Raw genomic sequence first — 22392 nt, 5'->3', positions numbered from 1 at the left:
ACCACGATCACGACGTTGACGATTTGATTGTCCAAGGGAGACTCCAGGGGAGAATAGCGCGGAACACATGCCGAAAATTGCCTGTGGGGCAACAAGTGTTGAGTGTTAAGCTAAATGTGGCACGCGGCACAGGTCAACTCGGCCACGCTGCCGCTGGTTCCGCAGGGGTGGTTCGGCCACCCCTGCATGCCACCTCCGTCAACTCTGCACCGAGAAGGATGATTAGTGAAGGCACTGCCAGTCGAGCCCAGCAATGACCCGGTGGCCATAGGTTCGCGGATCCGCGCCGCACGCCAAGGTCAGCGCATGACCATCGAACAGGTGGCAGATTCGACAGGGCTCACCAAGGGATTTCTCAGCCGGGTGGAGCGCGACCTGACTTCGCCGTCGGTAGCCTCGCTGGTCACCCTGTGCCAGGTGCTGTCCATCTCCATCGGTGACCTCTTCTCGATGCCGGAAACGCACGTCTCGCGCGCGGGGGAGGGGCCGCGGATCAATCTGGGCGGCGAAGGCATCAAGGAGGAGCTGCTGACCGCCCGGCACGAGCGCCGGTTGCAAATCATCCGTGCCGTGATCGAACCGCGGGGCCGCGGGGAGGCCGATCTCTACTCCGTGGACTGCGACGTGGATGTCCTGCACGTGATCGCCGGCAAAATCACGCTGGTCTTTACCTCCGAGCGCTACGAACTCGACGCCGGTGACACCATCTCCTTCTCCGGGCGGGAGCCGCACACGTGGATAAACGAGACCGACGAAGAGGCCATCGTCACCTGGACGCTGGTCCCGGCGGCCGCGCGCTAGTGCCCGTGTTGCGCTGCCGTCCGTGCCGCGGTAGCCGCCAGTGCCGTGTAGCCGTGGCGTCCGTGCCGCGATAGCCGCCGCGCCGTTCCGCGTTGGCCGCCCTGCCGCCTTGCCGCCCGGACCGCGGCCTTGACTGTTACCCCCACCACAAATAACATCACAGGCAACAGATGTTGCACATGAGGCAACCGTCAGTCGGTCGTTCCAGTACGGCACGCAGCCATCCGCGGCTCCGAATGACCGACCCCCAGCCCGCCGCCCGCACCCCTCAGAGGAGAACCATGGAAGAGCTACGTGTGGAAGCCAACGGCCATCTTGGCCCGATCGATTCGTCCCGCATCCCGCGGTACGCCGGAGCCGCCACCTTCGCCCGGCTGCCCCGCCTGGACCAGGTGCAGCAGGCGGACATCGCCGTCGTCGGCGTACCCTTCGATTCCGGCGTGTCCTACCGCCCCGGCGCCCGCTTCGGCGCCAACCACGTCCGCGAGGCTTCGCGGCTGCTGCGGCCGTACAATCCCGCATGGGACCTGAGCCCGTTCGAAGAGGTCCAGGTGGCCGACGCCGGCGACATGGCCGTGAACCCGTTCAACATCAACGAAGCCATCGAGACCATTCAGCAGAACGCCCTCGACCTGACCGCCGCCGGCACCAAGCTGGTCACCCTCGGCGGTGACCACACCATCGCCCTGCCGCTGCTCCGCGCGGCCGCCGAGCGTGCCGGCGGTCCGGTCGCCATGCTGCATTTCGATGCGCACCTCGATACCTGGGACACCTACTTCGGTGCCGAGTACACGCATGGCACTCCGTTCCGCCGGGCCGTGGAGGAAGGCATCCTGGACACCGAGGCCATTTGCCACGTGGGCACCCGCGGCCCCCTCTACGGCAAGAAGGACCTCGACGACGACCATCGTTTCGGTTTCGGCATCGTCACCAGTTCGGACGTTTACTACGAGGGCGTCCGCGAGGTGGTGGCTAAGCTGCGCGACCGGATCGGCGACACCCCGCTCTACATTTCGGTCGACATCGACGTACTGGATCCGGCCCACGCACCCGGCACCGGCACCCCGGAGGCCGGCGGGATCACCAGCCGCGAGTTGCTGGAAATCATCCGCGGGTTCCGCGGCATGAACCTCGTCGGCGCCGACGTGGTGGAAGTGTCCCCCGCCTATGATCACGCGGAGATGACAGGGGTTGCCGGCAGCCACGTGGCGTACGAACTTGTCTCGCTGATGGCCGATACCGCGGCAGGCGGGTCCGGCAACGGCTACAGCGCCCAGGCGCTGAAGCGCGCGGGCGCGCCAGTCGGCGGCGGCAAGGGATCGGATCAGGAGTCCTTCGAATGACAGCAGCAGGCAAAGCCGACTCCACGGCACCGGCCGAACCGACCGTTCGCAACGGCGGGGACCTCGTCGTCGAAACCCTCAGCGCGTTGGGCGCGACGACGGTGTTCGGGATCCCGGGGCAGCACGCCTTGGGATTGTTCGACGCGTTGTCCCGTTCGCCGTTGCGCTTCGTCTCATCCCGGGTGGAGAACAACTCCGCCTTCGCGGCGGACGGGTTCTCGCGTGCCACCGGCGAGGTCGGCGTGCTGTTCCTCTCCACCGGCCCCGGCGCCCTGACCTCGTTGGCCGGGCTGCAGGAGGCCTATGCCACCGGCGTGCCGATGGTGGTCATTGCCAGCCAGATTCCACTGGAAGGTCTGGGCGCGCGCCGCAAGGGCATGCTGCACCAGCTCGATGACCAGAAGGCATCGGCGGCCAACGTCACCAAAAGCCAGCGGTTGATCCAGCACGCGTCCGGCATCCCGTCGGCCATTCAGGACGCGTGGACCGAAGCGATCTCGTCGCCGCAGGGACCGGTCTGGGTGGAGGTGCCGCAAAACGTGCTGCTGGACCCGATCATGGTGCCGCCGGTGGAGGACGCGCTGGCCGAGGCATTCGACAACCCGCCGCGGACCGAGCTGGTTAAGGAGGCCGTGCACTGGCTCTCCGAGGCCAAGCGGCCGGCGATCATCGCCGGCGGCGGCGCCCGCCGGGGCAAGGCAGAACCGTGGCTGCGCTCCATCGCGGAAAAGCTGCGTGCCCCGGTGGTTTGTTCGCCGGGCGGCAACGGCGCGTTCCCGTGGAACCACGAGCTCTCGCTGCAGTCCTGGGTCGAGGACCGGTACGTCACCGACCTCCTCGAAGATGCGGACGTCCTGTTGGTCGTGGGCTCGTCGCTCGGTGAAGTGACGAGCAACTATTTCACCATGGAACCGCGGGGCCGGATCATCCAGATCGACGCCGAACCCCGCGTCCTGGAGTCCAACGGCCCGGCCCTGGGCATCCGCGCCGACGCCGGCCAGGCACTGCAGGCGCTGGACGCTGCCCTCTCCGGCGATCCGGATAACGGACCCGACTGGCACGGCCAAACGCCCGAGCAGCTGGTCAAAGACACCCTGGCCAAGGTCCAGGCCCGCCTGGAGAGCCAGGACCTGGCCAAGGAGCGGACCTTCATGGCGGACATCCGCGAGGCCGTGCCGGACGACATGCAAACCTTCTGGGACATGACCATCTCCGCGTACTGGGCCTGGAGCTGCTGGGACTCGCGCGACGGCGAATTCCACTCGGCGCAGGGCGCCGGCGGCCTGGGCTACGGTTTTCCCGGCGCCATCGGCGGCAGCGTCGGCCTGGCCAGCCAGGGAAAGCCCGCACGCGTGCTGGCCGTCTCCGGCGACGGCTCGGCCATGTATTCGATTAGCGAGCTGGCCACCGTCCGACAGCATGACCTTCCGGTCACCTGGCTGATTGTGGACGACGGCGGCTACGGCATCCTGCGCGAATACATGGAAGGCGCGTTCGGCCGGGCGACGGCAACGGAACTGGCGCGGCCGGACTTCGTGGCCCTGGCACAGGCCTTTGGCGTGCCGGCACGCCGGGTGGCGCCGGAGGATGTCGGCCCCGCACTCCGGGAGAGCTTCGCCGCCGAGGGACCGAACGTCGTCGTCGTCCAGACACTGCTGAAGATGTTTGCCCCCACGCACCTCTGACGCAACGCCGGCGGGGCTCCAGCCACGTCGCCGCGTGCCGCCCGGCCAACAGCCTCTCCACCCCGGGTTTTCTCCTCGGGCGGAGGGGCTGTTGGCCAGTGGGCCGGCTCAGGCGAGGAAAGCGACCAGTTTGTCCTCGAGCGCGGCCAGATCGCCGGTCTTTTTGAACTCGCACTCCCAGACGGTCAGGACCTGCCAGCCGGCCGCCTGCAGCGCCGACCGTTGGGCTTCGTCGCGGGCAGCCGTACGCGTCCGCTTGGCTTCCCAGAAGCCGGCATTGGACTTCGGCGCATGCCGGCCGACCCTGCAGTCATGGGCATGCCAGAAGCAGCCATTGACGAAAATCACTTTTCGCCGTCCGGCGAAAACCAGATCCGGTTTGCCCGGCAGCTTCCCGCCGCGTGCGCTGCCATGCAGGCGGTAGCGGTATCCCTTGGCATGCAGCAGTTTCCGGACCAACAGCTCGGGTTTGGTGTTCTTGCCGCGGATTTTGGCCATGTTGGCGCTGCGCTGCTGCGGGGTCAGCGAGTCGGCCATACGTAAAGTCTAGGGGAGCACGGTACTGCCCGGCGGGCCGCCGGCCGCCCGGCGGCGCCGTTACCGCGTCCGGGGAACGCGTCCGCCGCTGCTAGGTTAAACGTAAGCGGCATGCGAAGGCCGCGCCTTACCTTTGAAAGGACCTTCGATGCGCTTGATCGGCACTTCGGACATCAAGATCTTCCCGCTCGCTCTGGGCGGCAACACCTTCGGCTGGACCTCGGACGAGTCCGGTTCACAGCAGGTGCTGGATGCCTTCACCGAGGCCGGCGGCGACTTCATTGACACCGCGGACAGCTACTCCGCGTGGGTTCCGGGTAACCGCGGGGGCGAATCCGAGGAGATCATCGGCCGCTGGATGGCCGAACGGAAAAACCGCGAATCGGTCGTCATCGCTACGAAGGTGGGCGGTCATCCGGAACTCCAGGGACTGTCGGCGGTGAACGTGGCTGCTGCCGCCGAGGCTTCACTGCAGCGGCTGGGCACCGAATACATCGACCTGTACTACGCCCATTACGACGACGAGGGCACCCCGTTGATTGAGGCGGCCGCCGCGTTCGACGCCCTGGTGAGGGAGGGCAAGGTCCGCCAGATCGGTTTGTCCAACCTGTCTCCCGAGCGGATCGCCGAGTGGATGAACATCGCCCAGCAGAACGGTTTTGCGCTGCCGGTCGCGCTGCAGCCGCACTACAACCTGGTGGCCCGCAAAGACTACGAACAGGGCTATGCTCCGTTGGCCCGCGAACACAACCTCTCGGTGTTCCCGTACTACTCGCTGGCCGCCGGTTTCCTGTCCGGCAAGTACCACTCGACGGATGACGCCGACAGCAGCCCGCGCGGCGGCATGCTCCGTGATTACCTCACGATGGAGGGCTTCGCGGTCGTCGACGCGTTGGAGACCGTCGCCCAGTCGCGCGGCATCTCCCTCACGACAACCGCGCTCGCCTGGCTGCTGACCAAGCCCGGCATTACCGCTCCGCTGGCCAGCGCCCGGACGCCCGAACAGCTGCCGGAGCTGATGGCCGCCACGGACGTGGAGTTGACCGCCGACGAAGTCGCCGCCCTGGACCGGGCGTCGAGGCCCTTCGCCTGACCGGCCCTTAACGACGACGGCGATGCCGGGTGGGCATCGCCGTCGTTGGTGGCGGAAGCTCCGCCGTCGTCAAGGGTGGGTTAGAGCCAGCCGGCCGGATCCACCAATTGACCGTCCTTGACAACCTCAAAGTGCAGGTGGCAGCCGGTGGAGTTGCCGGTGGTGCCCAGCTGGCCGATGGCCTGGCCCTTGGCCACCTTCTGGCCCAGCGAAACGCCGATCGACTGCAGGTGGTTGTAGGTAGTCTTCAGGCCGCTGCCGTGCTGAATTACGATGCGGTTGCCGCCGCCGCCAACCTGCCAGCCGGCCTCGACGACCTTGCCGCCGTCGGCCGCGTGGACAGGGGTGCCGCAGGCCATGGCGTAGTCAATGCCGGTGTGCAGCTCGCCGGCAGCACCGGTGATCGGGTTCTGGCGGTAGCCGAAGCCGGAGGTCTGGTTCATGTTCGGGATCGGAGCGGCCAGCTTGCCGGTGGCAAAGCCGACGGTCTTCGCCTTGGCTGCGGCGGCCTTCTTGGCTGCGGCGGCCTTCTTGGCTGCGGCCGCGGCCTTTGCCTTCTTCTCCGCTGCAGCCTTCTTGGCCGCAGCTTCGGCCTTCGCCTTCTTCTCGGCTGCAGCCTTCTTGGCGGCCGCCGCCTTTTCGTCGGCCTTCTTCTTTTCGGCGGCCTCGGCGGCAACCTGGGCTTCCTCCGACGTAGCCTTGCTGGCTACCTTGGCCCGGTCAAAGCGGATTTCGGCCTCCTGGGCCGCCTGAATCTGCACGGGGCTTTGCTCGGAGGCGCGGTCGGAACCTACGTCGGTAGTGCCGCCGGCTTGGGCCACCGGGACCACTGCCGCGGCCAGGATGCCGGCGGCAACGGCAGCCAAGCCGGTCTTGCGGGCGAGGGAGTAGGCCGCCGGGGATGCTTCCCCTTCGCGGCGGGCAGGGGAGCCCTCGCTGGAACGGGAGATCTTAGCCAGGGCGGAACGCGAGATCTTGGACAGGGAATTCGTGGGGGTGTCGGAACGGCGACGACCGCGCACAGGGTTGTTCACAGGGTTTCCTCTCTTGCGCCTGCGAAGTTAGCTGTCGGATTCGAGCGAGAGTTCACTCGGTCCTGCCGGCAGTCGGAACTCAGTGTCGGACTGTGCCGGTGAGGACTTCACCCCGAGGTGCCCCCAAGCACCGTAAGTGGTTCCTCCGCCCCTGCCTTCGATGTAAAGCTCGATTCTTCTGGTCCGCTGGCAGGGTTAGACGTGCGGACCGGATGCCTACCTAGATAGATAGGAACAAATTCAAAATTACCGGAGCGACACGCGGCGTTACAAATTCGTTATCCGTGTTCCTTGTCACCAGAAGTGCCTCGGTCTAAGGTGATTCCTTGCGGGGCTCCGCTAACGGCCCGGCAGCGCCGCGAACTCCAGATGGATGCATACTCGGCTGGATTACCGGGGAGTGATCGGAGGTTGCACGCCGTTCCCGGGCCGTTAGTGGAGCCCCCGCGCCGGGGAGTGAGCGGAAGTTACACGCCGGGGAGTGTTCGGAGGTTACACGCCGTTCCCGGGCCGTTATCCGGGCCCCGCGCCGGGAGTGTTCGGAGGTTACACGCCGTTCCCCGGCCGTTATCGGACCCCCGCCCGGGAGTAACGCCTCCGCCGGGCAGCCTCCAGTTAGCATTGGCGGCCCGGCGCGCACCAAGCCTTCGCAGTGCTGCTCTCGGGGAAGTGAGCAGTGGATCGTGGCGGCGCAGACTGCGGAAGCGGTGAAGGCCTGCCGTGATGAACGCAACAAGCAGGGGCAGGCATCCGGATGTAGCCGCGTACCGGTCAGTTCGGCTGGCGCAGCAGGCCAAACCCGGCGAGCAGACGCCGAATCCCGGCCGGCGGCCCGGTCCCGACGATCAGGCGCTGACCCGGACTCGGGTCCGCGGCCCGGTGCCGATAATCAGGTGTTGACCGGCTCCGGAGCCAAAACTAGAGTGCCGCCGCTCCGGCCTCCGCCACCGATTGGTCCTGCTCCCCGGAGCCGCCGCTGACGCCGATCGAACCGACCACCTGGCCGTCGCGGGAGAGCGGGATGCCGCCGGCGAAAATCATGATGCGGCCGTGGTTGCTGGCATGGATGCCGTAGAACTGATTGCCCGGCTGCGAGTTGTCGCCCAGGTCCTTGGTCTGGATGTCGAACGCCCGCGAGGTGAAGGCCTTGTTGATCGAGATGTCGATGCTGCCCAGCCACGCCCCGTCCATCCGCACGTGCGAGACCAGGTTCCCGCCCGCATCGGCGACGGCGATGTTCATCGGCTGGCCGATGTCGGCGGCTTTGGCCTCGGCGGCGGCAATGACCCGGCGGGCGTCTTCCAAGGTGACGGTGTCCATGTTTGCTCCTAGGTTCAAGGCCCCGTCGCGGGGCCTAGCTGATGTAACCGTTGGGGTTGAGCACGTACTTTGTGGCGGCACCGGCGTCGAACTCCGCATAGCCCTTCGGCGCGTCCTCCAAGGGGATGGCCGTGGCGTTCACGGCCTTCGCTATTTGCACCCTGTCGTGCAGGATGGCCATCATCAGGCCGCGGTGGTACTTCATCACCGGGCACTGCCCCGTGGTGAAGGAGAGCGACTTGGCCCAGCCCGTGCCCAGCGAGAGCGAGAGCGAGCCCTTCTGCGCGGCCTCGTCGATTCCGCCCGGGTCGCCGGTGACGTACAGCCCCGGGATGCCCAGCGCCCCGCCGGCCGCAGTAACCTCCATCAGCGAGTTCAGCACGGTGGCTGGCGCCTCTTGGGCGTCCTTGCCGTGCCCGCGGGCCTCGAAACCCACCGCGTCCACGCCGCAATCCACCTCCGGGACGCCCAAAAGCTGTTCGATCTGGTCCCTGGGATGGCCCTGGGAGACGTCCACGGTCTCGCAGCCGAAGCTGCGCGCCTGGGCGAGGCGGCCCTCGTTCATGTCCCCGACAATCACGACGGCGGCGCCGAGCAACTGGGCACTGGCCGCAGCGGCCAGCCCCACGGGGCCGGCGCCGGCAATGTACACGGTGGATCCAACCCCCACGCCGGCGGTGACGGCGCCGTGGAAGCCGGTGGGGAAGATATCGGAGAGCATGGTCAGGTCCATGATCTTCTCGAGCGCCTGGTCCTTGTCCGGGAACTTCAGCAGGTTCCAGTCGGCGTAGGGGACCAGCACGTACTCGGCCTGGCCGCCCACCCAGCCTCCCATGTCCACGTAGCCGTAGGCGCTGCCCGGGCGCTCCGGATTCACGTTCAGGCAGATGCCGGTCTTCCGCTCCTTGCAGTTCCGGCAGCGTCCGCACGCGATGTTGAAAGGGACGGAGACGATGTCGCCGACCTTGATGAACTCCACGTCGGAGCCGACGTCGACGACCTCGCCGGTGATTTCATGGCCCAAGACCAGGTTTTTCGGGGCAGTAGTACGGCCCCGGACCATGTGCTGGTCGGAGCCGCAGATGTTGGTGGCAACGGTGCGCAGGATGACTCCGTGCGATACCTGCCGGCCCACGTTGTCTGGGTGGACCCCCGGACCATCCTTGAGCGTGAAACTTGGATAGTCGATGTCGATCACTTCGACCTTGCCGGGTTCCTTGTAAGCCACTGCTCGATTGCTGCTCATGGGGATTCCTCTGATGCGGAAGTCATGGATGGTGGGTGCCACGGTAGCCCTCTTGGATGGGGGCTGGCTAGGGTTGAGGCAGCCTCGCCCCCGCAGTCCAACACCTCTTGTGGCCCGTTGAAGGCGGCTCGTGTGCTTCTTGCGGGCCGACGCCCGCCGCCGAAGCGTGGCGCCCCGCCCTCCGACGTCGGCTCGCCCCGGAATAATCTTCACGATGCCTTGGTTGACCCATCTAGATGCGATTGCATGAACAAACCAGGAGGGTCTCAGTGTCAGAGCGCAAGATCGTTGTTATTTCCGCCGGACTCGGCGTTCCGTCCTCGAGCCGGATGCTGGCTGACCAATTGGCTGCCTCTGCCGTGGACCAGTTCCGCCTGAAGGGCGTCGAGGCCGAGGTCCGACTGGTGGAGCTGCGTGACCACGCCGTCGATATCGCCAACAACATGGTGACCGGCTACGCCGCGCCGAAGCTGGACGAAGTGCTCAAGGCAACCGTGGCAGCCGATGCGCTGATCGTGGTGACCCCGGTCTTCAGCGCCTCCTACAGCGGGCTGTTCAAGTCCTTCTTCGATGTGGTCGAGCCGCGCGCGCTCGCCGGCAAACCGGTGCTGATGGGCGCCACCGGTGGCAGCGCCCGCCACTCGCTGGCCCTGGACTACGCCGTCCGTCCGCTGTTCAGCTACCTCCGTGCCCGCACGGTACAAACCACGGTCTTTGCCGCACCGGAGGACTGGGGCGCCGGCGAGGCGGGAACCGGCGGGCTGTCGGAGCGCTCGGACCGGGCGGCCGCCGAACTGGTCGACCTGGTGGAGGGCGCTCCGGTAACCGAGCGCGGCCGTGGCGGCGTCGAATCCAAAAGCTTCGAGGAGATCCTCGCCAGCGTCGGCCACTGAATGAGCGCCTACCGCTGAGCAAGACGAAGGCCCGGTCGGGAGTGGTCCAGCGATGCGCACCCGCGCAGCGTCACCACCCCGACCGGGCCTTTGCCGTGGCTAAAAACGTTCCGGTTGGTCATCGCTGCTGATGCCGTCGGCCTCGAACAAGTCCTGGTCGTTGACCGTCGATTAGGTCGGCTTGGTGCCCGGCGCCGTGCGCAGGACGAGCCTGCTGTCGGGGCGGCCAAAGGAAGTCATCGACACACATCTTTAACGATGAGGCACCGCCGTTGAGCCGGTTGTCCGGCTCAGCGGCGGTGCCTGGGTCATCTCCGTGCCCGAGCACGGTTGGCCAGTGTTACTTGGCCGGGGTGATCAGCGAGGAAGCGCCGGAGCGGGCGGAGTCGAAGCGGGCTGCGACGTCGGCCCAGTTGACGATGTTCCAGAACGCCTTGACGTAGTCGGCCTTGACGTTGACGTAGTCGAGGTAGAAGGCGTGCTCCCACATGTCCAGCATCAGCAGCGGAATGGTGCCTACCGGGATGTTGCCCTGCTGGTCGTAGAGCTGCTCGATGACCAGGTTGCCGCCCAGGGGTTCGTAGGCCAGCACGGCCCAGCCCGAGCCCTGCAGGCTCAGCGCTGCGGCGCCGAAGTGGCCGCGGAACGCGTCGAAGGAACCGAAGTACTCATCGATGGCGGAGGCCAGTTCGCCGGTGGGCTTGTCGCCGCCTTCCGGGGAGAGGTTCTTCCAGAAAATCGAGTGGTTGGTGTGCCCGCCGAGGTGGAAGGCCAGGTCCTTGGACAGCTTCGGCACGTTGCCGAATTCGCCCTTTGAGCGGGCGTCGGCCAGCTGCTCCAGCGCGGTGTTCGCGCCGGCCACGTAGGTGGCGTGGTGCTTGGAGTGGTGCAGCTCCATGATCCTCGCCGAGATGTGCGGCTCCAGGGCCGCGTAATCGTAGTCGAGCTGGGGCAGTTCGTACTTGCTCATGTTCTTCCTCTCGTCGGAATTACTGTGCGGAAACTACTCAGTGCACACTTCCAGCCGGCACGGACAACCGGTGGTTGGCCCGCCAAGCTGCCAATCCTCATTCAAACATGACCGAGGCTGGCACCGTAGCGAATTTCGCCACTGACGTAGCCGCGCATCCGCAGCCTGTCGGGCGGTTTGACCCCTGAGACGACATTCCACATCCAGAGAGCGGGCGCGGTGAGGTCAATTCGTGCAGTCGCAGAGCCCCGCGAACGCCCCCAGCTCCTCCAGCCCGGCGGGCCGTGCCGGCAGGTAGTCCGTGAGGGCGCGGGAACGCACGATAACCGCCCGCCACTGCCCGCGCGAGACAGCCACGTTGTTCCGGTTCCGGTTAAGCACGAATTCCATTCCGCGCGGCGCCTCGGACGCGGCGGACACCGCGGTGGAAACGATCACAACCGGCGCTTCCTGGCCCTGGAACTTGTCCACCGTGCCCACCCGGACCTCCGCCAGCCCGGCGCCGTCCAGCACGGAACGGATCAGCTGGACCTGGGCGTTGTAGGGTGCCACCACGAGGATGTCCGTTCCGGCCAGGGGGCGCGGCCGTGCCGTGCCGTCCGTACGCCAGGGCAGGCCCAGATGCCGGCGGACCTGGGCCAGTACCTCGGCGGCTTCTTCGGGCGACGACGTCGCGTTGCCGTGGTGGTTCACGTACACGCATTCCACCCCGGGCGGAGCTCCTTCCAGCCGCCGCAGCGCGGCGGCCGGCGCCGACTTGAGCCGCCCCTCGTAAGCCAGGACGGAGACGGCCTGGCACAGGTCCGGGTGCATGCGCCAGCTCAGGGCGAGGAAATAGCCCAGCTCCGGCGGCAGCGTGGCATGGCCGTCAGAGAGCCACCCGAGTGCCGACTCGTCGACCGGTTCCGGATGCGTTCCCTGGGTCACCTGGGGCAGCTGCTGCGGATCACCCAGCAGCAGCAGGCGCCTGGCGGCCCGGGAGACGGCCAGCGTGTTGGCCAGCGAGAACTGACCGGCTTCGTCGATGACCAGCAGATCCAGCGACTTCGGCGGGACGGCAGACCCCGTCATGGTCCATGCCGTGCCGCCAATCAACGCGCCCCCGGGGGAGGCGAGCAACCGGGCCACATCGTCCGTACTCCGGTTGGTCCACGGCAGGTCGTGGTCGCCGTTGGGTTTTTTGGCAACGACTTCCGGCGGCACGCCGGCCTTCTCGATGGCGGCGCGCAGCATGTTGTCGACCACGGCGTGCGACTGGCCGACGACGCCGACCTTCCAGCCCCGGGCCACCAACCGGGCGACGGCGTGCGAACCGACATAGGTCTTGCCGGTACCCGGCGGTCCCTGAACCGCCAGGTAGGAATCGTCCAGGTCGGCGACGGCGGCGGTGATCGCGTCCACGTAGCCGTCGGGGTGGTCTTGGACCTCGGGCAGCCGCGCCAGCGTTGCCAGCCGCGGCGGGCGACGGCGCAGCAGGTCCAGCGCCGGTTCGGCCGGGAAGCCGGGAAGTGTGCCGGCAACCGCAGCGGCGAGGTCTGCGAGGGCCTGCCGGATGGAGGTGGTGGGCAGCGGCTTGTCGGGTGTGAGCGCCACCGGCGGCTCGTTGTACTCGTCGGCACCGCGGGGCAGCCGCTCCTTTACCAGGAGCGTGTCCTTCTCGCCGTCGGCCCCCAGTTCCAGCACTTCGGCGCCGAACCAGTACGCGCGGTGATTGACGCCGTCGTTCTGGTCGCAGAGGAACGCCGGGAAGGGCTGGTCGTAGAGCCGGCAGAGCAGGCTGCCTTCCTTGATGGTGGATCCGGGCGCCAGTCTGCCGGTGAGCCGCAGCACGCGGACCGGGTTGCTGCGCGACGTGGGCTTCTCCCACCCGGAAACCACGCGCGCGGAATCCACGGTGAAGACGTCGCGGGTATCCGCCCAGTCCTCCAGCGGGGCGTCGAGCCGGTCGAAATGGGCCCACCAGTACTGCTTCGCTTCCCGCCGGTGGTAGCCGACCGCGGCCGCGACCATGGCGACGGCCTGTTCATCGGCGGACAGCGTTTCGTTTCGCCGGGCGGCCCTGTCGGCGGCAGCCTCGACGTAGTCGTGCAGCCGCCGCTCCTCCGGCGGCAGCGGTTCGTCGTCGGTGGCCAACGTCCCACTCGCGGCAGAGGCAGCGGCCGCCGCGGTGGTCGTGCGTCCCGGCACGACTCCGCGTTCGGCCGCCAACCGCAGGAGCCAATTGCGCAGTTCCAGCGTGGAGAGGCAGTCGTACTCGTTGTAGTCGGCAATGCTTTTCAGGACCGTCTCTGCCTCGGCGTCGTTGCCGGCGTCCCTGGCCGCACAGTAGCGGGCGTATGCGACCACGGAAGCTCCGGCGTCCTTGACGTCGCCGGACCGCAGGTTATCTCCCATGTACAAGGGCTCGAGCTTCTTGATGCTGTAGGAGTTTTCCGAGATCCGCAGGCTGTGCCGGACCGTGTCGTAGAGGTCCACCAGGATACCCTCGCGCAGCAAACCGTCCACGGTTTCCTCACCCACCAGATGCTGCAGCGACAGCCGGCGTAATGCGGCCTTCTCGTAGTTGGCGTAGTGGTAAATGTGCATCCCCGGATACCGGCGCCGCCGATCGGAGACATATTCCAGGAAATCCGCCAGCGCCTGCCGTTCGCCGGCGCGGCTGTGCGCCCAGAAGGGCTTAAACGGCGGGGCCGTGCCGGCAGCCGGCGCATTTTCCACCACGCCGAAAAGGTACTCCAGCCCCCACTCGCCGTCCTCGTCCTGCCACAGCGGGTCGCCCTCGAAGTCGAAGTAGATGTCGCCGGGGTTGGGCGCAGGCAGGCGGGACAGTGTGTGCTGCTCCAGCACACGGTACGAAACCTCGTGTTCCGTGCCGTCCTTGCGGTAGGTCACCCGGCCGTCCGGCGTGGCGGAGCCGGTCTGCATTCGTGCCTGGTCGCGGAGCCGGGCCAGCGCGCCGTCTCTCGGTTCACCGGGTGGAAGTTCCAGGGCGGCCAATTGGTCGATGGTGAAGATCCCGGCCGCTCGCAGCTTGCGCCGGCGCAGCGTGCTCATGTTCGCGACCAGCAGCAGGTCCCGGTGCAGCTCAACCTGTTCGGAGCAGTAGTTGCAGCGTCCGCACGCGGTGACCCTTTCGTTCCCCCAACGGACCTGGTCTGGCTGTTCGCGGTGTGCGGTAACGAGGTTGAGGAACCTGGTGCGGCGTTCGCGAAAAACCGGCAGCAGGTCGGTGAGGCTGTGGTTGCTGTGCCGCCGGTCGCCCAGCACCAGCGTCACGGTGGGAGCCACGGCGATGCCGGCTTGGAGGAGCTGGTCCCCGTACGCGGCCAGCTGCAGCAGCGCGGTGACCTTGGCGTGTCGGGCCAGCTTGGTGTCATAGACCGCGTAGGCGGCAGCTCCGCCGTCGTTGTGGGTTTTGACCAGGAAATCGGACCGTCCATGGAACCGGCCGTCGAAGAAGGACGCCTGGAACACCACGTCTGAGCCGGAGCGCAGCGCGGCGATCGACTCGTCGTGCTTGGCCTGCAAATCCTGCCGCGTGTAGCTGCGGGTCTCGGCAATCTCCGCCACGCCGGCGCCGAAGGTGTCGCGGAAGCGCTGCAAGACCCGGTGCTCGTGCAGATCGCCCAACTCCGCCGTGCGCTCGAGCATCTCGTCGCGGCCAAAATCCGCCACGGGGGAGCGCCCCAGCTTCTCGTCCAGCTTGCGCAGCAGCTGGTACTCGCACTGGGCGGCGACGACGAGGTCGCTGGCTGTGTAGACCAGGTCGCGGTCAGCCCCGTCGACTTCGGAGTCGAGCAGAAACACGGTGCCTCCTTTAAACAGGTGCGCAGGTGCCAACCCGGCGGGCGGCGGGTCCCCCCAACGATATCCCGCCACCAGCCGGTGCCTGCCGGCAGTTACAGGTCTACCGTCCGGCACCGACATTTTCGCGAATGGGGCATGGGCGCCCGGCCCGGGATTCCTGTTACGCGATGTGACCGCGGTCTCCGGCGGTCTGGCGGCCGCTCTGGCTATACTGCCAACAGCTTCAAGAACTGTGGCCGCCAAGCTCCGACTTGGCCACATACCAACCCCACGCTCGTTGGGTGGTTCGGATGACGAAGCGGCCCGCATCAGCCTCGGCTACCGATGCGGGCAAGAGCACGCGAAAGGACGCGGCGCCCGGCGCCGGCTGCCATGGACATCCCTCACTCCCCGCAACTGCAGGTCTTGAGCCTGGCCGACTATGAACAGGTTTCCGCAGCGCGCGAGGCCTTCGTAGACTTCCTGCTGGATGCCGCCCGGCAGCCCCGCGGGCAGCAGCGCGACATCGCCGCGGCGCAATGACCACGCGGACCGTGCCGACAGCAAAGGCCCACGCAGCCGCGCAGACCGGACCCGGACCGAAGGCCCACGCCACCGCGCAGGCGCCGGCCGCGCCCGCGTCTCAGACTCCCGCGGCCGCGCAGGTGCCCACCGCAGCTTCCGGCCCGCGGCGGGCCCGCGGGCTGCTGCTGGACACCGACGTCGTGGTTGAGCTCAGGCGCGAAAGCCCGGACCCCGCCGTCGTCGACTTCCTGCGGCGGCGCCGCCGCTCCCGGGTCTACATCTCCGCCTTGACCCTGGGGGAGCTGCGGGCGCTGAGCACCCAGGACTCCGCGCTGACCGGGCAGGCCGACGCGTGGCTGGTCGAGCTGACCGCGCGGTTCTCGGCCTTTATCCTGCCGGTTGACCAGCAGGTGGCCGAGGCCTGGGCGCCGCTGGCCATTCAAGACGTGCCGGCCGTCGAGTCGCTGATCGCCGCGACCGCCTCCAGGCACTGCCTGACCGTGGTGTCCGGCAACGCCGAGGCCTATCGGCGGCTTGCGGTTGAAGCCTGCGACCCTTGGGTGCCGGCCCGGCGCTAGGGCCTGCAGCGTCCACGGGCGGGAGCAGCACACCCCGAGCACACCGCGGCCCGCACCCCCAGCACCGCACCCCGAGGACCGACCCCGTCCGACGCCACCACCGACCCCCGTGATCAACCGCAGCGCCCGCGCCCCCAGAACCGCACCTTGAGGACCGCACCACCGACCCCTGCGACCAACCGCAGCGGGTATGCGAACGACCACAATCGCACGCCACTTTCCCGCCGAAGAGTGCCTGTGTTGCGCCGAACGGTTCCGCGAGTGGCCCCCTCGGCTATTTACCGACCGGGCGTTCAGAACGCGTGAGAAACTAGACGGGGTCCGGTGACGGGCGGCACTCTTGCCGCCTCTTTCTGCGGACAAGCTCCATCACGGTAAGGAATACATGGCTCATGGCCACTGAGAACAATGCCCCGGGCACGCTCGATGCCGCTGCACGGGTGGATAACGACGGCGGCGCTCCCGCCAAGTGGAAGATCGTCGGTCCCGGTCTCGTTGTCGCCGCCACAGGCGTCGGCGCCGCGGACATGGTGGCCACGCTGGTGGCGGGCTCCCGGTACGGCTACGGGCTGTTCTGGGCGGTGATCGTCGGCGTCATCCTGAAGATCATCCTGGTTGAAGGTGCCGGACGCTTTACCCTTGCAACGGGCAAGACGATCTTCGAGGGCTGGCGCTCGCTGGGCCGCTGGACCACCTGGTACTTCGGTCCGTACATCATGATCTGGGGCTTCGTCTACGGTGCCACGGCAATGTCATCGGCAGCGCTGCCGCTGGCCGCGATGTTCCCGGTGCTGCCGCTGTGGGCCTGGGCGATCCTGATGGGCCTGGCCGGATTTGTCATGGTCTGGTTCGGCAAGTACGCCACCTTCGAGAAGATCACCGCCTTCTTCGTCGGGCTGATGTTCGTTACCGTCGTCGGGCTGGCCATCATCGCCGTGCCCAACATCCCGGAGATGATCGGCGGCCTGGTGCCCATGATCCCGCAGGAAGAGGGCGCGGTGTTCTACACCCTGGCGCTCGCGGGCGGCGTGGGCGGCACCATCACGCTGGCGGCCTACGGCTACTGGCTTCGCGAAAAGGGCTGGCACACACCCAAGTGGATGCGCGTCATGCGCATCGACAACTCCGTGGCCTACGTCATGACCGGCATCTTCGTCATCGCCATGTTGATTGTCGGCGCCGAAGTAGTCCGCACCGCGGGTGTTTCACTGAGCGCCGGCGACGAAGGACTGCTGGACCTGTACGGGGTACTCAAGGATGAGTACGGAGACGTGGTCGGCACCGGCTTCCTCGTCGGTTTCTGGGCCGCCTCCTTCTCCTCCATCATCGGCGTCTGGAACGGCGTGTCCCTGATGTTCGCCGACTTCTGGGGCAACATGCGCAAGAAGGAGTCCGGCCACCCGGACACGCGCGTGGGCGGCAAGTACTTCAAGTTCTACGTCCTCTGGCTGACGTTCCCGCCCATGTTGCTGTTCATGCTGGGCAAGCCGATCGCGCTGATCCTGCTGTACGGTGCCTTGGGGTCGTTGTTCATGCCGTTCCTGGCACTGACGCTGCTGGGCCTGCTCAACGGCAAGCGGATCCCGAAGGAATGGGCCAACCGCCTGCACACGAACATCGCGCTGGGCATCTGTGCCCTGCTGTTCGTGGTCCTCGGTGTCTACCAGTTGTGGAACTCCGTCTCGCCGCTCTTCGGCGGCTGATTTCCCGCAGGCTCCGCTGCCCCGCACCGTTTCGGTGCGGGGCAGCGCTTGTTTAACAACGACGACGGCGGTGCGCGCGGTTTTGAGCGCGTCGACTGCCTGCGCGTCGACTGCCCGCGCGGTCGGGGGCCGCGCGGCGACGGGCCCGCCTACTGCCGGCCGGTCCGGCGTTTGCGGTCGTCGGCCGAATCGTCGTCGCCGACGATCGAGGCCAGGAGTTCGTCCGCCTCGCCCAGCCCACGGACTGCCTGCACGAGGATCGCCCGGGCCTCAGCTTCGGGTGAGCGATGGTGCGTATCGGCCAGGATCCGGAGTCCTTCCATGGTCCGCGCGTCCAACCCGGGCACCGTGAGCGATTCCATGACAGTCACCTTCCCGCGGAGCATTGCGCCCCACGTGCCGCCCATATTAGTCCCGTCCCAGCGAGCTGTCAGCGGGCGGTCAGCGGGCCGCCCGCGGGGGTTAGCGCAGCGGGTCGAACGGCCGGATCTCGTCGGGCACCCGGCCGGTGACAATCTGTTCGGCCAGCAGCTTGCCGGTCGCCGGGCCCAGCACGATGCCCCACATCCCGTGCCCGCCGGCCACGTACACGCCGGGGGAGCGGGTGGCGCCGATCAGCGGCAGCCCGTCGGGTGTGACCGGGCGCGGGCCGACCCAAATATCCTCGAGGTTCTCCAGGTCCATGTTGGTGAACAACGGCCGCACGGCCGCCAGGATCGCGTCGATCCGCCCGGTCTGCAGCGGTTCGTCCGGGCCGCGGAACTCCATGGTTCCGGCGATGCGCAGCCGTCCCTGGTACGGGGTGCAGGCCACGCGGCGCGCCGGGAAGTAGATGGGGAACTCGGCCGGCTGGTCGGTGGCCACGCTGAACGAGTATCCGCGCCCGGCCTGCACCATGGTGCGAACACCCAGCGGCTTGGCGAGATCGGGCAGCCAGGCGCCGGTGGCCAGGACCACGACGTCGGCGTGGAACGGCTCATGCGCGTAGGTCTCCACCGAGATCCCGGTGTGGCCGTGGCGCAGGGAGCGCACTTCGGCGCCGGAAATGATCTTCCCGCCGCGTGCCACGACGGATGCGGCAAGGGCCTCGACGAACGGGCCGGGCTCAAGGAACCGCTGGCCTTCCAGTTCGAACACCGTCGAGACGCCGGCGGACAGCTGCGGCACCTTGACCTGGGGGTTGTCCAGGCGGCTCAGCGGGACGGACTGGCCCGCCTTCTCCACGTTGGCCAGCTCGTGGACAAAGTGGCGGCTTTCCTTCTCCGCCTCGAAACCGACGATGAAGGGTCCCTTGCGCGTCCACGATTCGACGCCGTTATCGGTCAGCTCATCGAAGCTCTCCAGCGCCATCTTGTCGATCGGCGTCAGCGCGGCCATGGTCCGGTCCCAGGCCTTCTGCGTGCCGTGCAGCGCGAAGCGGGCCAGGAACTTCCACAGCTGCGGGTCCAGGCGGGCGGGAATGTGCAGCGGCGCCGTCGGGTCGACCAGCGCCTTGGGCCCGTAGGTCCAGATGGTCGGGTCCGACAACGGCATGGCCATGCCGGGCGTGAGCCAGCCGGCATTGCCCCACGAGGCGCCGGCGGCGACGCCTGATCGGTCCAGAACGGTGACTTCCACGCCGCGTTCCTGCAGATGCCAGGCGGTGGCCAAGCCAACCATGCCTGCACCCACGACGACGGCGGTGCTCGGGGCGTGTGCGCGAGAGTACATCGTGTGCTCCTCGGGTCGACTCTTCTCTCGGACCCATCCTGAAGAATGTTTACCCGTTTCTCAAGCCGTTAGGAGAAGATTCTGTAAGAGTGAGGCATACAGGCAGTAAGTTCAGAAAGTGGTGGTGATCACATGGTCGAATCGAATGATCTTCGACGCCCGTTCGGGGCTCCTGCGGGTTCGGGGCTGGACCGCATCGACCGGTTGATCGTCGAGATGCTCCAAGCCGACGCCCGAACCCCCAACAACGCGATCGCGGCGGCGGCCGGCATCGCCCCCTCGACGTGCTTGAGCCGGATCCGCTCCCTGCGCGAACGCGGCGTGATCCGCGGTTTCCATGCCGACGTGGACCCTGCGGCCGTGGGGCGCGGCCTGCAGGCGCTGATCTCCATCCGCTTGCAGGCGCACGCGCGGTCGAACCTGACCCAGTTCAAGGACTTCCTGTCAGGCCTGCCCGCGGTGGAGGGGATTTTCTTTGTGACCGGCGACCGCGACTTCCTGATCCATGTCGCCGTGGCGGACTCCAACGCGCTGCGCGACCTGGTCGCGAACAACCTCAGCGTCCGCCCCGAGGTTGCCGGCACGAATACCACGGTCATCTTCGAACACGTCCGCCCGCCCGGCAGTTCGCTCGCTCCCTGATGGGGGAGAGAGTGCCCTTGTGGGGGTTCGGTCTCGCCATGTTGGCGGGGGAGGGCTGCCCGGAGGCGTGTCTCGCTCCCTATTTGGGGAGCCGGCTTCTATGGGCACGCCCGTACCCTGGCTGCGGAACCCCGGAAGGGGCCCGCTTCTCCGCCGCGCCGGCCCGGATTCAGGGCGATTCCAGTCGCTCGCCCGTGCCCCGGAGCGGGCAGCCTTGCCCTTTGTTGACATGTCATTCTTCGGCCGGATAGGATAGTTGAAAGCTCAAGCAATCTATCGAAGGCTGCAATGTCCTGGTTTAAGAATCTTTTCAGCAAGTCCAGCGCCCGCCGGTCTGCCGCCAACCCTGCGGCCTCCGCTGCGGAGCCCCGCACGGATGCACCCGTCGCCCAGCCGGCCGAGGCCGCTCGCAGCGAAGCCGCCGCCGGCCTCCCTAAGATCGCCATCATCACCGGCAGCACGCGCCCCGGCCGGGTCAATGACTCCGTCGCCAACTGGGTCGCCGCCGAACTGGCCGCTCGGACGGACGCCACCTTTGAGGTCGTCGACATCGCCGACTTCAATCTGCCGCTGCTGGACGAGGCCTACCCGGCCGCGTACCAGAACTACCAGGCCGACCACACCAAGGCCTGGTCGGCCAAGATCAGCGAGTTTGACGGCTACATTTTCGTGGCCAACGAATACAACCACACGGTCTCGTCCGCCCTGGCCAACGCGTTGTCCTACCTGAACGTCGAGTTCAACAACAAGGCTGCCGGCATCGTTTCCTACGGCTCGATGGGCGGCGTCCGCGCTGCCGAACACCTGCGCAATATGCTGGCCGAGCTGCAGGTGGCCGTGGTCCGCAACCAGGTGATGTTCTCGCTGTTCACCGACTTCGAGAACTTCTCCGAGTTCAAGCCGACCGAGCAGAATGCCGGAACGCTGGCCCCGATGGCCGACCAGCTTGTGCTGTGGGCACAAGGCTTCGCCACCATCCGCACTCCGCAGAACGCCGCCGCTTAGAACCCCAAGCCCGGCACGCCCGCCGCCTCCGTTCGGCGGGCTGTCCTGCCGCCGGCCTTCGGGCCGGCCAGCACCGCCCCCGCCGTTTCCCCATCCGGCGGGGGCGGTGCTGTTCTCTGGGGCGTTCCGTCGGTGAACCCGCCGAAGCAAATCGGTGCGGCACCGTTCCGTCGGCTGAACCCGCCGAAGCTTCGGTGCGGCACGGCGCCGTCGGCTGAACCCGCCGAAGCAAATCGGTGCGGCACCGTTCCGTCGGCTGAACCCGCCGCAGCAGTAGGTGGACTACCCGCGCTCGGCCGCAATGATGGTGGCCATGGAGATGATGAAACCGGGCGTGCAGGCCGAAGCCAGCACCACCAAAGCGATGCGTCCGCCCAGCAGTACCCTCCGCTGCAGCAGTTCTTCCCGACGTCCCGGGCCCGCAGGCCGCCCGGCGCGCCAGTCTGCGAAGAGCTTCACTCTGAGGGCCGCAAGTGCCCAGCCCACCACGACGGCGGCGACAATCCAGGCCGCGACCACCACGCTGGCGCCGCCCAGCGGGACCAGTAGGAGCAGCAGCGGAAGGTACCATTGCAGGTCCTTGGCCGTCCGCAGCAGCGGGAGGCGACGGGACAGCCAAGCCGTGGCCACCGCGACGAGCATGCCGTGGGCAATGGCCAGCGCGGAGAAGGCCGCGATCGAGAGCCAGCCAGGGCCCACCACCTCAAAGTCCCGGCTGTCCGGCTGCAACGGCCCAAGCACGGTACCGAGTACTAATAACAGCAACAGCCCGAAGGCCGCTCCGCCGGCCCGGCCGGCCGGCAGCCACCACCGCACCAAGCCGTAGAGGAGTGCCGTCCCGCAGCCGATGGCCACGCCGAAAAGGACGAAGCTCCCGGTCCCTTCCAGGCTAATCTCTCCGATGGTCTGGTTGTTATCGGTCAGCCTTCCGTCGTCCTCCGGCGACGTCACCGCCAACAGGCGCATGATCAACCGCCCGCCGGCGCCCGCCATGCACAGCCCGGCCACCCCGCCGGCGACCAGCAGCACTGTCGCCCACCACAGCACCCTGCGCGCAACGTGCGCCAGGAGTGCACCGCCGCCGCTCGGCAGGGCGCGGCCGCGAAGCAGAAGCGCTCCGTCGTCGTTCCCGGGGGTGCCGCCCTCGGGCACCTGGGCGTCGACGTCCACGTGGGTGTCGCCTGCGAGCACGAGCCCCCCGTCGTCGTTCCCGGGGGCGCCGCCGTCCAGGACGAGCACACCGTCGTCGTCCACGCCTGTGCCGTAGTGCACGAGGGCTCCCTCATCGTTCCCGGGGGTGCCGCGCTCGAGGACGAGGGCCCCGTCGTCGTTCTCGTGGGTGCCGCTGTCGAACACGAGCGCGCCGTCGTCCCGACGCAGGGCCTCGTCACGGCCCGGCGGAGGCTGGAACCGCTCCCCGCCCCGAAAGGCCACCGCGGCCAGCCCGGCGGCCACCAGCACGCCGCACAGGATCATGAGTGTCACGGAGCCAGTATCCGACGGCCCCGGAAGCCAGCGAAC

At 67.6% G+C, this 22392-nt stretch carries 19 protein-coding genes and 2 riboswitches; of the genes, 10 read left to right on the top strand and 9 right to left on the bottom strand.

Annotated features, from left to right (window positions below; all coding sequences use genetic code 11):
• The first annotated feature begins 225 nt into the window (after positions 1-225).
• The 3 genes from AC5RUH_RS05100 (at position 226) to AC5RUH_RS05090 (ending at position 3829) form a co-directional block, all read left to right on the top strand.
• The gene (locus AC5RUH_RS05100; RefSeq protein ID WP_494128072.1) at positions 226-801 is read left to right on the top strand and encodes a helix-turn-helix domain-containing protein; all 576 of its coding nucleotides are present in this window, start codon (positions 226-228) and stop codon (positions 799-801) included.
• Between the two features lie 281 nt (positions 802-1082).
• A complete protein-coding gene (gene speB, locus AC5RUH_RS05095; protein ID WP_494128071.1) occupies positions 1083-2144 on the top strand; it encodes an agmatinase in 1062 nt (353 codons plus the stop codon).
• On the top strand, positions 2141-3829 hold the full coding sequence (locus AC5RUH_RS05090; protein ID WP_494128070.1) for a thiamine pyrophosphate-binding protein: 1689 nt from the start codon (positions 2141-2143) through the stop codon (positions 3827-3829). The genes speB and AC5RUH_RS05090 overlap by 4 nt, the downstream gene beginning before the upstream one ends.
• Before the next feature lie 108 nt (positions 3830-3937).
• Here AC5RUH_RS05090 and AC5RUH_RS05085 read toward each other — a convergent pair whose 3' ends face one another.
• Entirely contained in the window at positions 3938-4366 is a 429-nt protein-coding gene (locus tag AC5RUH_RS05085) for a very short patch repair endonuclease (protein WP_494128069.1), read from the bottom strand.
• 148 nt (positions 4367-4514) lie between these two features.
• Between AC5RUH_RS05085 and AC5RUH_RS05080 the strand changes: the two genes are divergently transcribed.
• On the top strand, positions 4515-5459 hold the full coding sequence (locus AC5RUH_RS05080) for an aldo/keto reductase (protein WP_494128068.1): 945 nt from the start codon (positions 4515-4517) through the stop codon (positions 5457-5459).
• Between the two features lie 80 nt (positions 5460-5539).
• Here the strand turns inward: AC5RUH_RS05080 and AC5RUH_RS05075 are convergent, their stop codons facing one another.
• The 3 genes from AC5RUH_RS05075 to fdhA form a co-directional block, all read right to left on the bottom strand.
• Positions 5540-6493: a M23 family metallopeptidase gene (locus AC5RUH_RS05075; protein ID WP_494128067.1), complete on the bottom strand. Its 954-nt coding sequence runs from the start codon at positions 6491-6493 to the stop codon at positions 5540-5542.
• Positions 6494-6496: 3 nt separating this feature from the next.
• Positions 6497-6673, bottom strand: a riboswitch (cyclic di-AMP (ydaO/yuaA leader).
• A gap of 738 nt (positions 6674-7411) precedes the next feature.
• Positions 7412-7813 carry a GlcG/HbpS family heme-binding protein gene (locus AC5RUH_RS05070; protein WP_493979553.1) on the bottom strand — a complete coding sequence of 134 codons (402 nt, stop codon included), beginning with the start codon at positions 7811-7813 and terminating at the stop codon, positions 7412-7414.
• Between the two features lie 34 nt (positions 7814-7847).
• Positions 7848-9059: a formaldehyde dehydrogenase, glutathione-independent gene (gene fdhA / locus AC5RUH_RS05065; protein WP_494001723.1), complete on the bottom strand. Its 1212-nt coding sequence runs from the start codon at positions 9057-9059 to the stop codon at positions 7848-7850.
• 269 nt (positions 9060-9328) lie between these two features.
• Between fdhA and AC5RUH_RS05060 the strand changes: the two genes are divergently transcribed.
• Entirely contained in the window at positions 9329-9952 is a 624-nt protein-coding gene (locus AC5RUH_RS05060; protein ID WP_494128066.1) for an FMN reductase, read from the top strand.
• A gap of 340 nt (positions 9953-10292) precedes the next feature.
• Here the strand turns inward: AC5RUH_RS05060 and AC5RUH_RS05055 are convergent, their stop codons facing one another.
• The gene (locus AC5RUH_RS05055) at positions 10293-10922 is read right to left on the bottom strand and encodes a superoxide dismutase (RefSeq protein WP_494128065.1); all 630 of its coding nucleotides are present in this window, start codon (positions 10920-10922) and stop codon (positions 10293-10295) included.
• Between the two features lie 225 nt (positions 10923-11147).
• Positions 11148-14729 (bottom strand): TM0106 family RecB-like putative nuclease, encoded by a 3582-nt coding sequence (locus tag AC5RUH_RS05050; RefSeq protein WP_494128064.1) that lies wholly within the window; start codon positions 14727-14729, stop codon positions 11148-11150.
• Between the two features lie 221 nt (positions 14730-14950).
• Positions 14951-15072: riboswitch (SAM riboswitch) on the top strand.
• Between the two features lie 29 nt (positions 15073-15101).
• Between AC5RUH_RS05050 and AC5RUH_RS05045 the strand changes: the two genes are divergently transcribed.
• The 3 genes from AC5RUH_RS05045 to AC5RUH_RS05035 all read left to right on the top strand — a co-directional run bounded on the left by AC5RUH_RS05045 (position 15102) and on the right by AC5RUH_RS05035 (position 17514).
• Positions 15102-15251 carry a hypothetical protein gene (locus tag AC5RUH_RS05045; protein WP_494001719.1) on the top strand — a complete coding sequence of 50 codons (150 nt, stop codon included), beginning with the start codon at positions 15102-15104 and terminating at the stop codon, positions 15249-15251.
• Complete coding sequence (locus tag AC5RUH_RS05040) at positions 15248-15811, top strand: PIN domain-containing protein (RefSeq protein WP_494128063.1); 564 nt, start codon at positions 15248-15250, stop codon at positions 15809-15811. The genes AC5RUH_RS05045 and AC5RUH_RS05040 overlap by 4 nt, the downstream gene beginning before the upstream one ends.
• Before the next feature lie 392 nt (positions 15812-16203).
• Positions 16204-17514 (top strand): Nramp family divalent metal transporter, encoded by a 1311-nt coding sequence (locus AC5RUH_RS05035; protein WP_494026257.1) that lies wholly within the window; start codon positions 16204-16206, stop codon positions 17512-17514.
• A 149-nt stretch (positions 17515-17663) separates the two neighbouring features.
• Here the strand turns inward: AC5RUH_RS05035 and AC5RUH_RS05030 are convergent, their stop codons facing one another.
• Together AC5RUH_RS05030 and AC5RUH_RS05025 are read right to left on the bottom strand one after the other, a co-directional pair.
• On the bottom strand, positions 17664-17876 hold the full coding sequence (locus AC5RUH_RS05030; protein WP_494128062.1) for a FitA-like ribbon-helix-helix domain-containing protein: 213 nt from the start codon (positions 17874-17876) through the stop codon (positions 17664-17666).
• Between the two features lie 100 nt (positions 17877-17976).
• A complete protein-coding gene (locus AC5RUH_RS05025) occupies positions 17977-19224 on the bottom strand; it encodes an NAD(P)/FAD-dependent oxidoreductase (protein WP_494128061.1) in 1248 nt (415 codons plus the stop codon).
• 132 nt (positions 19225-19356) lie between these two features.
• Here AC5RUH_RS05025 and AC5RUH_RS05020 point away from each other — a divergent pair, with 132 nt between their 5' ends.
• Together AC5RUH_RS05020 and AC5RUH_RS05015 are read left to right on the top strand one after the other, a co-directional pair.
• Complete coding sequence (locus tag AC5RUH_RS05020; protein ID WP_494014635.1) at positions 19357-19866, top strand: Lrp/AsnC family transcriptional regulator; 510 nt, start codon at positions 19357-19359, stop codon at positions 19864-19866.
• 288 nt (positions 19867-20154) lie between these two features.
• Complete coding sequence (locus AC5RUH_RS05015) at positions 20155-20871, top strand: NADPH-dependent FMN reductase (protein ID WP_494101878.1); 717 nt, start codon at positions 20155-20157, stop codon at positions 20869-20871.
• Between the two features lie 282 nt (positions 20872-21153).
• Here the strand turns inward: AC5RUH_RS05015 and AC5RUH_RS05010 are convergent, their stop codons facing one another.
• On the bottom strand, positions 21154-22356 hold the full coding sequence (locus AC5RUH_RS05010; RefSeq protein WP_494128060.1) for a hypothetical protein: 1203 nt from the start codon (positions 22354-22356) through the stop codon (positions 21154-21156).
• Between the last annotated feature and the right edge of the window lie 36 nt (positions 22357-22392).

This window comes from Arthrobacter sp. Y3223166 (genome assembly GCF_059090935.1).
Note: the sequence above shows the minus strand (reverse complement) of the source record. Positions and strands in the feature narration are given on the sequence as shown.

Coding starts and splice junctions, on each gene's coding strand:
- speB (WP_494128071.1), top strand. CDS start 1,083: ATGGAAGAGCTACGTGTGGAAGCCAACGGCCATCTTGGCCCGATCGAT.
- AC5RUH_RS05090 (WP_494128070.1), top strand. CDS start 2,141: ATGACAGCAGCAGGCAAAGCCGACTCCACGGCACCGGCCGAACCGACC.
- AC5RUH_RS05085 (WP_494128069.1), bottom strand. CDS start 4,366: ATGGCCGACTCGCTGACCCCGCAGCAGCGCAGCGCCAACATGGCCAAA.
- AC5RUH_RS05080 (WP_494128068.1), top strand. CDS start 4,515: ATGCGCTTGATCGGCACTTCGGACATCAAGATCTTCCCGCTCGCTCTG.
- AC5RUH_RS05070 (WP_493979553.1), bottom strand. CDS start 7,813: ATGGACACCGTCACCTTGGAAGACGCCCGCCGGGTCATTGCCGCCGCC.
- fdhA (WP_494001723.1), bottom strand. CDS start 9,059: ATGAGCAGCAATCGAGCAGTGGCTTACAAGGAACCCGGCAAGGTCGAA.
- AC5RUH_RS05055 (WP_494128065.1), bottom strand. CDS start 10,922: ATGAGCAAGTACGAACTGCCCCAGCTCGACTACGATTACGCGGCCCTG.
- AC5RUH_RS05045 (WP_494001719.1), top strand. CDS start 15,102: ATGGACATCCCTCACTCCCCGCAACTGCAGGTCTTGAGCCTGGCCGAC.
- AC5RUH_RS05040 (WP_494128063.1), top strand. CDS start 15,248: ATGACCACGCGGACCGTGCCGACAGCAAAGGCCCACGCAGCCGCGCAG.
- AC5RUH_RS05035 (WP_494026257.1), top strand. CDS start 16,204: ATGGCCACTGAGAACAATGCCCCGGGCACGCTCGATGCCGCTGCACGG.
- AC5RUH_RS05030 (WP_494128062.1), bottom strand. CDS start 17,876: ATGGAATCGCTCACGGTGCCCGGGTTGGACGCGCGGACCATGGAAGGA.
- AC5RUH_RS05025 (WP_494128061.1), bottom strand. CDS start 19,224: ATGTACTCTCGCGCACACGCCCCGAGCACCGCCGTCGTCGTGGGTGCA.
- AC5RUH_RS05020 (WP_494014635.1), top strand. CDS start 19,357: ATGGTCGAATCGAATGATCTTCGACGCCCGTTCGGGGCTCCTGCGGGT.
- AC5RUH_RS05015 (WP_494101878.1), top strand. CDS start 20,155: ATGTCCTGGTTTAAGAATCTTTTCAGCAAGTCCAGCGCCCGCCGGTCT.